Below are 10,791 nucleotides of genomic sequence, written 5' to 3'. Positions count from 1 at the left end.
CATTACCTCAGTAAAGTAGCATTACAGGTGGCATTCATTGAGTGCCATCGATAATGCACAACCTAAGCCACTAGCCTTATAAGCTGGTGGTTTTTTATTTCCCGCGCCGGTTATCGCTGCCTGCCTGTACTAGCACTGACGTAGCTCCTTGTCCATTGAGCGTACAGGCGGAATCAATAATAACCAACCCCCCTCCGTGATAGTCAGGGCATTGGCGGCAACATCAGCCGTGGTGGAAGAAGCGATGTGACAGCCGGAGATACGGCCTGTATTGCAGTAGCCATTCAATGAGTGGTTGCGACAATACACATAAGCAATGCTACCACCTGTTGCCCACCGATCACCCTGAGCATTAACAGGTTGGTGGCATTTTACTTAGTTAAAAAATAGAAACATCGTTACGCTATAGCGCTAATAAATTTTGTTGGTTAATTTGTTATATATGAGTTTATCGACTGAGAAAGGCCCGCCACCTTGGGTAATTAAAAGGATAAGGAACAAAATATAAGAACTTTCAGGCAAATACAGTAGCCAACTATACCAAGTTATAAGATTTATACCTGTAGGTATCTGGGACAAACCGACAGTAATCAATGCCACCATACTGATTACTAATAATAATAAGCCAGATAGCCGAGAAAGAAGGCCTAGAGCAAGAAAAAGACCAACGATTAATTCAGTTGATGCAACAAATGTAGCCATTATTTCAGGGTAAGGTAATCCAGCATGAATCATTGTCTCTATCATTAACTGTCTATTTTCTAAGACTGTGATTTTGTTGAAACCAGAAGAAAAGAAGAATAGACCAAGAGTGATTCTTATTAGCGCGGTGGGATACAAAAGCAATGACTTTGAAGAATGACAGAGGCATTTTAATAAAGTAGACAAACTCATAAAAACTCCGTGTATAGGTAAAGATAAGCTGGGCTTTTGGTTACATACAATTTTAATATATCAATTGTTTAGTAAACCAATTGATAACAAAACGTTGGTGATTTGATTGATATAATGCACAACCTAAGCCACTGGCCTTATAAGTCGGTGGTTTTTCTATTTAGGGATAGACCATGGCAACTCTTAAGGATTTATCTAATCAGCTCCAGCAGATTAAAAAACAGCTCCCTTTTGCTGCTGCTCAGGCGCTAACAAGTGTTGCTCGCCAGATTGCAGCCGCTCAGAAGGTGGGTATGCAGCGCAATCTTGATAATCCGACCCCTTTCACTGTTAATTCTGTTGGCTCGTTTGGTGCCCGCAAAGACCGATTACAGGCCAAAGTATTTGTGCGTGATATTGCTGCCAGTTATCTCGAACCGTTCGAGTTCGGCGGCCAGCACAAACTCAATGGTCAGGCGCTGCTTAACCCTAAAAACATAAAGCTTAATAAGTTCGGAAACTTAGCCCGTAATAAAACGCAGCAGCTCAAAGCTAAAGAAAATGTGTTTGTAGGTGAGGTGAATGGCGTTAGTGGTTTCTTCCAGCGTAAGAAAGGGAAGAAAAGCAAAAAGGTTAAGAAGCGTCAGAAGCGCTCTCCTAACGGGGTGCATCGCGCCAGAGAGAAACAAAAAGCACCTAAGCTGCTGATTCAGTTTGGTGACGCATTGGCAGTTAAACCAACGCTTGGATACTTCGACCGAGCGAATGCAATGGCACAGGCTTTAATGCCTGGTGCGTTAAGCCTGGCAATCGAGCAGGCATTGAAGACGGCTAAATAGATGAGGTATCACAGTGAATAACGGCACAATTAAGAATGCACAAATAACATGCGAAACAGGTGGCACGGTGCTTCAGGCTGCATACTTAAACGCTGCTCAGGAAACGCTACAGCAGCTATTGGCCAGTGAGTTAACAGGAAAACAACCCTATCCCATTCTGTATAAGCAAGGCGATGTAGAACAGCGCGCCATTGAATTAGCTCAAGCTGTAGGGAGTGCTTTTACTGCGCTTGATTGCTTACCGGGTCGATTGTCTGATTTACATTCTCGGGCAATTCGCACTGAAGAATTATCATTGAAGCTAGCTCAGACTGTTGCCACATTGCTTGATCGTATTACTGGCACTTCATTAGGTGGGGATTTTGCTGACACCCGTCCTGTCTCGTCAAATCAAATTGGCCGCACTCACACCGCAGTCAGGCGAACAGAGGATTATCTCAATGAAGCGCTGCATGTGTTAGGTGAGATAGATAAGGCGCTTAATTAACACGTTATTAGCCGAGGCGCTGATAAGCAGGTAGCAACTGACTATCCTTTCAGCTCAAAACCGGAATCATTATGAGCCTGTATGACAATCATTATCATCTATAAAAAATGGGTCCCTCCTGAGACCTTTGTAATGTACGGGCATTGCGCGCCCCGTTCTGCGTCTAGCTATCAACTTTTGAAATTTGGGTAACAGGTAACAACTGAGGTAACACATGAACCAGTCAGATTTTGCCAAACTTCACAATGTCAGTCGAAAGACGGTTACGGCGTGGAAGGCGCGTGGGTGGCTGGTTTTAGCGGGTGATGACATTGATGTCGAGGCATCAAATGCCAACATTGAGCGCTTTCGGAAAACTGTTACCCGACCAGAAAAAAAAGTTGCAGGTAACACGCAGGGTAACAAAGCAGGTAACAAGACGGGTAACAGAGCCAAAGGTAACAGACCTGATAAAGATCCGGTGGATTCTCCCGCAGACGTTGTGAAGAAAATGATTGCTGAAAGCGGTGTCGAGATGACAATCGATGAAGCCAGAGAAATGAAAGAAAACTTTCTGGCGCTGCTCACGCGGTTGGAATATGACATTAAATCAGGTCAGGTACTTCCTTACAAAGAGATGATTGAGGCGGTAGGTAGCGAATATTCACGCATGCGTACCCGCCTGATTGCCATCGCTCCCGAACATGGTCCCCGCTTGCGGGTGCTGGCCTCAACCACTAACGATGCGGAGTTTGTTGAAGCACTGCAAGAAGTGGTTTACGAGGCAATGGAGGAGCTAAGCCTTGATAACAATAACAACGGAGAGAGCAGTTGACCCAGCCGCTTGGCAAAACTTCTCCACGGAACTGCATCAACGACGCAAGAACGTAAAGCCACCCGAACCTCTATCATTGAGTGAGTGGGCCAATAAGCATGCGGTATTGTCAAAAGAGACCAGTGCACAGACTGGACGATTTCGCTCTTTTGCTTATCAGGATGGCATTATGGATGCAGTAACTGACCCACTGGTTACTCAGGTGTCCGTCATGAAATCTGCCCGAGTGGGTTACACCAAGATTTTGGATCATGTTATCGGCTATTACCTGGTACATGACCCTTCACCCATTTTAGTTGTGCAACCCCGCGTTGAAGATGCGGAGGATTACAGTAAGACTGAAATTTCTCCCATGCTTAGGGATACCCCTGTTCTCGCTGAGATATCCGGTGATCCGAAAGCCAAAAGCAGTAACCAGACCATCCTTAAAAAGCAGTTTCTCAACGGTTCTAATTTAACGCTGGTAGGGGCAAACAGCCCTGGTGGATTCCGTCGTATAACTTGTCGAATTATTGCTTTTGATGAAGTTGATGGGTATCCGATAGCGGGGGCCGGTGTTGATGGTGACCAGATAGCATTGGGTACCAAGCGTTCAGAGACATTCTGGAATAGAAAAATAATATTAGGCTCAACCCCGACGGTTAAAGGAATTAGCCGCATTGAGAAGGCTTATGCTGAAAGTGATCAGCGTAAATATTATGTTCCATGCCCTCACTGTGGTGAGTTCCAAACGCTGGAATGGGGTGGGCCAACAACGCCTTACGGAATTAAGTGGGATAAAGACTCTGACGGTAATGGATTACCCGATACCGCCTATTATGTTTGCCGCCATAACGGTTGTGTGATCCATCACAACGATAAAGCCGGAATGGTGAAAGCGGGAAGGTGGCAGGCAACTATGCCCTTTAAAGGGCATGCGGGTTTTCATATTTGGGCGGGATACAGTCTCTTCCCTAACGCGGCATGGAAGTATCTGGTTGCCGAGTGGTTGCGGGTAAAATACGACCCTTTGATGCGCCAGACATTTATTAACCTTGTCTTGGGTGAACCCTATGAAGATCGCGGTGAAAAGGCGCTCAGTGAAAAAAGCTTAGCAGAACGTTGTGAGGTTTATTCCGCTGAAGTCCCTGATGGTGTTGCCGTCGTCACCGCCGGTATCGATACACAAGACGGACGACTTGAGATTGAGGTGGTGGGCTGGGGCCGGAATGAAGAAAGCTGGTCTATCGCTTATGACGTTATTGAGGGGGATTTAGAAACTGACGAACCCTGGCGGCGGCTTGATGCTTACCTGAAGCAGACATGGCGGAGAGCGGACGGGCGAGGTTTTACGATTATGGCTGCCTGTCACGACTCAGGCGGGCATCATACACAGAAAGTGTATGAGTTTTCCAAAGAGCGCATTGGACGGCGGATATGGGCGATAAAAGGCGAGTCGGCAAGAGGCGGTAAGCGTTCACCCATCTGGCCAACAAAGCGACCATCTTCTCGGTCAAAGTCTCAATTCAAGCCCATTATACTGGGTGTTAATGCTGCAAAAGACGCCATTCGTTCCCGCCTTCACATGGAGCAACCGGCGGCTGGCATCCCTTCTGCTGGGTATATGCACTACCCAGTTGAGCGTGATTTACACTATTTTAGCCAATTACTTGCAGAGCGCTCCGTTGTTAAAACGGCGGGCGGGCAACGTTATCGTGTTTGGGAATTATTGCCTGGGCGCGCAAATGAGGCATTAGATTGCCGGGTATACAGCTATGCAGCATTGAAAGGGTTGCTGCATTTTGGATTAAATCTTAACCAATATGCTGACAGCCTTTTAAGTCATCCTGAAAAATTACTGCCTCCTTCGGACGTTACAGAAGACAAGCCCAACTTGCGTTTTCCGGGCGTCATTATTCCAGAGTCACAACCCACTACACCCAAAAGTAGAGCCAGAAGGCTGGCGTAAGGATATCCATGTTCAATGCAAACACTAGCCTACTGGCCGGTGCGATGAGTCGCGCCCAATTAGAAGAGGCATTAAACCGAGCGCAGCAAGCCTATATCGAATTATCGTCCGGCGCGAAGGGCGTTTCGTTCTCCTATGCGCAAGGGGATGGCACCCGATCGGTTACCTATCAGCAAACAGATATTGGGATACTCATGGGGTTAATTCAGTTTCTTCAGGCTCAGCTAGGCATCGTTAAGCGTCCACGCAGGGCGATAAGGTTTCGTTACTGATGAAAAACCCAGTAAGGATTTTAGGTCCTGACGGTAGCCCCTTGCCGCCATCCAAATCAAGGGCATCGATGTTGAGTGGTTCCCGAGGGGTTCCGTATGACGCTGCTGATTCATTCAGTGATTCTATGGCCAATTGGCAGCCGTCCTTGTGGTCACCGGATAACGAAATCAATACCTCCCGCGATCAGGTTGTTGCCCGCGTTCGCGACATGGTACGTAACGATGGTTGGGCCTCGGGCAGCGTTACCCGCATTTTGGATAATGCCGTTGGTGCGTCTTTCCGGCCGCTTGCCAAGGTTGATTACCGGACTTTGGCACTGATGACCGGGAACCCTAAATTTGACGCGAAATGGGCTGATGAATATGGACGGGCCATTGAATCAGGCTGGCGAACGTGGGCGAATGATCCGAACCGGTATTGTGATGTGGAAAGGAAGAAAACAGTCGCCCAACTACTACGGCTTGGTTTTCGCCACAAACTGACTGACGGTGATGCGCTCTGCGTTATGCAATATCGACCTGACCGTCTTGGCTATGGGCGTGCGCAGTATGCCACGACCATGCAGATAATTGACCCGGATAGATTAAGCAACCCTCAGCAAAATTTCGACATGCCGAATATTCGTGGTGGGGTAGAGATTGATGAGGATGGGGTGCCTATTGCTTATCACATCCGAAAAGCTCACATGGGCGACTGGTGGAGCGGTAAAGAAACCATGACCTGGGAGCGTATCCCGCGTGAAACTGACTGGGGCCGCCCAATCGTCATCCATGATTTTGATAGTGACCGGGCCTCCCAGCATCGGGGTATCAGTATTTTCACCCCCATCGTTCAGCGTCTTAAAATGCTGATTAAGTACGATGAGGTTGAGTTGCAGTCGTCAATCCTGAACTCCATTTTTGCCGCCTTTATCACATCACCTTATGACCCGAGTTTAGTGGCGGAAGCCCTTGATACGGGTGAGGAAGTTAACCGTTATCAAGACATGCGCCGTGAGTATCACGATGAAAAACGCCTGTCACTACAGAGTGGCGCACGTATTCCGATACTGGCACCCGGTGAGGAGATGACCACCCTTAACGCGGTTCGACCAACCAGTAACTTTGTGGCTTTTGAAAGCGCGGCGTTACGTAACATCGCCGCATCATTGGGAATTTCTACCCAGCAACTGACACAAGACTGGTCAGATGTTAACTACAGCTCAGCCCGTTCCGCCATGTTGGAAGCTTGGAAAACCCTGACCCGCCGGCGCGATGATTTTGCTACAGGTTTCGCCCAGCCAATATTGTCGTGTTTTATCGAAGAATTGCATGATTTAGGTGAGGTTCCCTTACCTGCGGGCGCGCCTGATTTTCTCACCGCTAAGGCGGCATATTGCCGTGCTCAGTGGATGGGGCCCGGTCGTGGTTGGGTTGATCCTGTGGCTGAGAAGAAAGGGGCTATTCTCGGGATGGAAGCTGGATTGTCTACTCTCGAAATGGAAGCCGCTGAGAACGTGGGTGAAGACTGGGAAGAACTGCTGGATCAGCGCCAGCGAGAACGTGAGGCATACATTGAGCGTGGGTTGCCTATCCCTACATGGCTGCAAGCTGACACCTTTGCACCTGATCAACAACAAAAACCGGAGGCACAGTGAATCTTCCACATTTAGCCCAGCGGCTCTTTAACACCCCGCTGGCACTTCATCCGCACAAGGCTGAAGTCGTTATGGCGGCATTGACTGACCGGTTCGGTCTGACGCGCATTCAGTCTAATGCCGATTGGGCCGACGAAGAGGATGATTTCTTTTCACGCAAGGGTCGTGATTGTGGCTATGACGTTATCGAGGGCGTGGCGGTCATTCCGATTCAGGGCACGTTGGTGCAAAAGTTAGGCACCCTGCGACCTTATAGCGGCATGACAGGCTATGACGGTATTCGGGCCAGCTTTCTGACAGCAATGAATGATGATGCGGTGAAGGGCATTTGTTTTGATATCGATTCACCGGGCGGTGAAGTCGCCGGTTGTTTTGATTTGGTCGATGAAATTTATGCCGCCCGAGGCGCTAAACCCATTTGGTCAATCCTGTCCGAAAATGCTTATTCGGCTGCTTATGCGCTGGCCAGTGCAGCGGATCGGATTATCGTTCCTCGCACCGGCGGGGTTGGTTCTATCGGCGTCATCGTGATGCATGTTGACTGGTCGCAGCGCATAAAAAGCGATGGGGTACAGGTCACGATAATCACTTTTGGCAGCAGAAAAGCCGAATCAAATCCCTACGAAGCATTAAGCGAAGAGGCAAAGAAGTCCATTCAGTCTGATGTTGACGAGATGGGCCGCTTGTTCGTGAATACCGTTTCCCGCAATCGCGGGATAGCAGAGAGAACCATCAGAGACACTGAGGCGGCATGTTTCTTAGCGGCTGATGGTGTGCAGTTGGGGCTGGCTGATCAAGTTGCCCCGCCTGATGTCGCATTCCGCGATTTATTAACATTGGTTGGAGAAAAGTAATGGCGAAAATTAAAGGTTTTACACACCTGTTTGGCTTGGGTGCCAAAGCAACAGAAGAGACCGAAGACGATAAGAACAAGGCCAAAAAAGCCAAGGGTCGTCAGGCTGAAGAGGATGAAAAAGACCCTGATGCCGAAGAGAATGACGACGACAATAGCCCTGATGATCAGGATGAAAAAGACCCTAACGCAGAAGACGACAGCGATGATGCTGATGCGGATGAAGGGAGTGACGATGATGGTGATGATGATAACGAAGACCGTAACGTCAAAAAAGGCCGCAGTGCTGAACGCCAGCGCTGTGCGCGTATCTTTGGCAGTAAACATGCTACCGGGCGCGGAGATTTAGCTGTTTCTCTGGCGCTTAATTCCGGCATGAGTTCTGCCGCTGTGATCCGTGTTCTTGCCTCCACCGCAGCTACTTCACCTGCATTAGCCCCTCGTAAACGTTCTTTGGATGAGCGGATGCAAGCCCACGGTAATGCACAGCCCGGACAAGACACCGCTGCCGCATCAAAAGGCGCGTCACTGGTCAATAAGATGACCAGCCTCTATGACTCTGCAAAAGGTAAAAAATAATGGATAACTTTGGACAAAATGCATTTCAACCGGGCATGCGCTCATCGTTGTTTATGCCAGACCAGTTAGTCTCTGGGACATTACAACTGGTCACTGATACTGGCGTTATTGCTCAGGCGGCTGCGATACATTTGCGGGGCACAGTGTTGGGTAAAATTACGGCATCAGGTGAGTACGTCAAGTCTGTTAAGACCGCCACCGATGGCAGTGAGGTTCCGGTCGCCATCCTCGTTGATGATTTGGATACGACAACAACATCTCAGCGCGGAGGCGTTTATTTGATGGGGCAATTCAATCAAAACCGCATTATTCATGATGCTTCATGGACGCTGGCTGAATTAAAAACCGATCTACGGACCTACTCAATCTTCCTCGAAGACAGTATCCAGGCTCCAGTCTAAAACCTAAATTCCTTACTTTGCACCCAATGCCATTCACCTGGTAGGGGCTTACTCGTCCTCAATCTTTGTCTGGCGGCTCTGGCTGCCAGAAAATCAAAAGAGACACTACATGAATATTTTTGATACCAACGCGTTGGTTCAGGTTGTTCCTAACCTAAAAACTAGCCAAAACTGGCTATTGGATCGCTTCTTTCCCAACATCGTTACCTATGAGACTGAAGAGGTTTCAATTGATGTGGACATCGGTAAGCGCCGTCTGGCGCCTTTTGTCTCGCCGTTAGTCGCCGGTCATTTGGTTGAAAGCCGAAAATATCAGACCAATACCTTTAAGCCTGCTTACATTAAAGATGTGCGGGTTCCAGATCTGCGCAAACCAATCCGACGTCAAATGGGTGAACGTATTGGGGGGGAGTTCACCGCGACTGAACGTGAGATGCTCAATATTCAATTTGAAATGGAAGATCAAATTGACATGATCAACCGTCGTATGGAATGGATGGCGGCCAGTGCACTGACTAAAGCAAAAATCATGGTCGTGGGGGAAGGGTTTGAAACGGCTGAGATTGACTTTGGCCGCTCAAGTTCTCTGACGATTACGCTGAGTGGGTCAGATAAATGGCCTTTATCTGTTCCCGCAGGCACGACAAATACCCAGCCATCAGATGATATTGAAGACTGGCAAACATTGATGTTGAAAGAGTCTGGGGCGGTGGCCACTGACCTGGTATTTACGACCACTTCATGGAAAGCGTTCCGTCTGGATACCACCATTAAGGACAATGCTATTACATTCCCAGCATTGAGTCCGTTTGGTAATCAGGTCGATGCCGGTCCGCGAATCAATAAAGGCGCAGTCTATAAAGGTCGCTGGGGCAACTTTGATTTGTGGTTGTATAACGACTGGTTCGTTGATCCCGTTGATGGCATTGAAAAGCCGATGATCCCCGATGGTGCCGTATTGATGTCAGGTGCTGATCTAATGGGTACTCGCGCCTTTGGTGTCATTCTTGACCCCGCGTTTAATTATGGGCCTTTGGCGTTCGCACCTAAATCATGGGTTATGCCTAACCCCGCCCAGCGTTATTTGATGATGCAATCTGCCCCGTTGGTGATCCCAAGCCGGGTTAATGCCTCACTCTGTGCGACGGTGGTGTGATATGGCAACAAAAACACCGAGCAAGCAGCAAGCCAGCATCAACGAACTGGGCGGCTTGCCGCCCGAGTTCGCGGCTGATACCCAACAGGAACAGAATGATGAAAAAGTTCTTTCTGAATCTGATGTTCATGAAAACTCAGCAGAGAGTGAGATGGGGGATGATGATTCTGCTGACGAATCTGACGAATCTGACGAGTTGGAGGTTGTTGTCGTAAAAGGCCAGACTCTGCGCCATAGCGGGAAAACTTATGCGGAGAATAGCCGTTTATTCCTGCTACATGATGATGCTGAACGACTGATTAGCCTGGGCGTGGTTGCTGATGTGAAATCCTTACGGCAGCAGGCAGCTAGCACTATTGGCCCCTCAATAACCGTCGATGATGGTGTGAAGATAAATCGAGGTGGCTGATGGGTATCAACTGGGATCAGCATCTTCTTGCACCCCTACAAGCGGTATTTGGTGACCCGGTTGATTACCGGCCTGATGGTGGTAAGCCAACTTATACCATCAGCGGCATCTTTGATCGGGCTTATACCACCATTGATACGCTGGATGACGGTAGCACCATTAACACCACCAATCCCGTTTTAGGGGTAAGAGACAGTGAGTTTCGTTCACCACCTAAACAGGGGGACCGGGTATTTATTGGCATCGTTGCTAATGAGCCGGTCAATACCTTGTTTGTTGTAGCAGATGTTCAGCCAGACAGTCACGGCGGCAGCAAACTCATTCTTAATCGGACAAGATCATGAATACAGCGCAAGTCAGGCAACTGGTTGTTGATGCCATTATCGGAAATACAGATGCGGGAAACCGCGTCTACTCCCCGCGTGACTGGCCAACCACTGAGGAGTTGTATCCGGTTATCTTGGTGCAAACCCTTATCGAGGAAAAACAGTCATTAGGCCGCAACGCCCCGCAGTTCAACACC

The 10,791-nt window shown here is 48.6% G+C and carries 13 protein-coding genes and 1 pseudogene; 13 read left to right on the top strand and 1 reads right to left on the bottom strand.

The features are described from left to right. Window positions 1-411 precede the first annotated feature (411 nt). The gene (locus V2A85_RS18725) at window positions 412-894 is read right to left on the bottom strand and encodes a DoxX family protein (RefSeq protein ID WP_420072079.1); all 483 of its coding nucleotides are present in this window, start codon (window positions 892-894) and stop codon (window positions 412-414) included. A gap of 173 nt (window positions 895-1,067) precedes the next feature. Here V2A85_RS18725 and V2A85_RS18720 point away from each other — a divergent pair, with 173 nt between their 5' ends. The 13 genes and pseudogenes from V2A85_RS18720 to V2A85_RS18660 form a co-directional block, all read left to right on the top strand. After that, a complete protein-coding gene (locus V2A85_RS18720; RefSeq protein WP_420072078.1) occupies window positions 1,068-1,712 on the top strand; it encodes a hypothetical protein in 645 nt (214 codons plus the stop codon). 13 nt (window positions 1,713-1,725) lie between these two features. Next, a complete protein-coding gene (locus tag V2A85_RS18715; protein ID WP_420072077.1) occupies window positions 1,726-2,199 on the top strand; it encodes a hypothetical protein in 474 nt (157 codons plus the stop codon). A gap of 214 nt (window positions 2,200-2,413) precedes the next feature. Beyond that, on the top strand, window positions 2,414-3,013 hold the full coding sequence (locus V2A85_RS18710; RefSeq protein WP_420072076.1) for an RNA polymerase subunit sigma-70: 600 nt from the start codon (window positions 2,414-2,416) through the stop codon (window positions 3,011-3,013). Continuing rightward, window positions 2,982-4,961 carry a phage terminase large subunit family protein gene (locus tag V2A85_RS18705; RefSeq protein ID WP_420072075.1) on the top strand — a complete coding sequence of 660 codons (1,980 nt, stop codon included), beginning with the start codon at window positions 2,982-2,984 and terminating at the stop codon, window positions 4,959-4,961. The genes V2A85_RS18710 and V2A85_RS18705 overlap by 32 nt, the downstream gene beginning before the upstream one ends. An 8-nt stretch (window positions 4,962-4,969) precedes the next feature. After that, on the top strand, window positions 4,970-5,233 hold the full coding sequence (gene gpW / locus V2A85_RS18700) for a gpW family head-tail joining protein (protein WP_420072074.1): 264 nt from the start codon (window positions 4,970-4,972) through the stop codon (window positions 5,231-5,233). Further along, entirely contained in the window at window positions 5,233-6,870 is a 1,638-nt protein-coding gene (locus tag V2A85_RS18695) for a phage portal protein (RefSeq protein ID WP_420072073.1), read from the top strand. Before gpW ends, V2A85_RS18695 begins: the two co-directional genes overlap by 1 nt. Then, on the top strand, window positions 6,867-7,724 hold the full coding sequence (locus V2A85_RS18690; protein WP_420072072.1) for a S49 family peptidase: 858 nt from the start codon (window positions 6,867-6,869) through the stop codon (window positions 7,722-7,724). The genes V2A85_RS18695 and V2A85_RS18690 overlap by 4 nt, the downstream gene beginning before the upstream one ends. Then, on the top strand, window positions 7,724-8,302 hold the full coding sequence (locus V2A85_RS18685; RefSeq protein WP_420072071.1) for a DNA primase: 579 nt from the start codon (window positions 7,724-7,726) through the stop codon (window positions 8,300-8,302). The genes V2A85_RS18690 and V2A85_RS18685 overlap by 1 nt, the downstream gene beginning before the upstream one ends. Then, window positions 8,302-8,703 carry a head decoration protein gene (locus tag V2A85_RS18680; RefSeq protein ID WP_420072070.1) on the top strand — a complete coding sequence of 134 codons (402 nt, stop codon included), beginning with the start codon at window positions 8,302-8,304 and terminating at the stop codon, window positions 8,701-8,703. Before V2A85_RS18685 ends, V2A85_RS18680 begins: the two co-directional genes overlap by 1 nt. Window positions 8,704-8,812: 109 nt before the next feature. Next, entirely contained in the window at window positions 8,813-9,859 is a 1,047-nt protein-coding gene (locus tag V2A85_RS18675; protein ID WP_420072069.1) for a major capsid protein, read from the top strand. A gap of 1 nt (window position 9,860) precedes the next feature. After that, window positions 9,861-10,268, top strand: a complete 408-nt coding sequence (locus V2A85_RS18670) for a hypothetical protein (protein WP_420072068.1) — start codon at window positions 9,861-9,863, stop codon at window positions 10,266-10,268. Continuing rightward, the gene (locus V2A85_RS18665; RefSeq protein WP_226720283.1) at window positions 10,268-10,612 is read left to right on the top strand and encodes a head-tail joining protein; all 345 of its coding nucleotides are present in this window, start codon (window positions 10,268-10,270) and stop codon (window positions 10,610-10,612) included. Before V2A85_RS18670 ends, V2A85_RS18665 begins: the two co-directional genes overlap by 1 nt. After that, window positions 10,609-10,791 (top strand): annotated as a pseudogene (locus V2A85_RS18660) (ATP-binding protein); the annotation flags it as partial. The gene V2A85_RS18665 and the pseudogene V2A85_RS18660, both read left to right, overlap by 4 nt.

Source organism: Yersinia sp. 1252 StPb PI (genome assembly GCF_048593885.1).
Taxonomy (GTDB): Bacteria; Pseudomonadota; Gammaproteobacteria; order Enterobacterales; family Enterobacteriaceae; genus Yersinia; species Yersinia enterocolitica_E.
The sequence above is the reverse complement of the archived record's forward strand: the minus strand, read 5'-3'. Positions and strand labels throughout refer to the sequence as shown.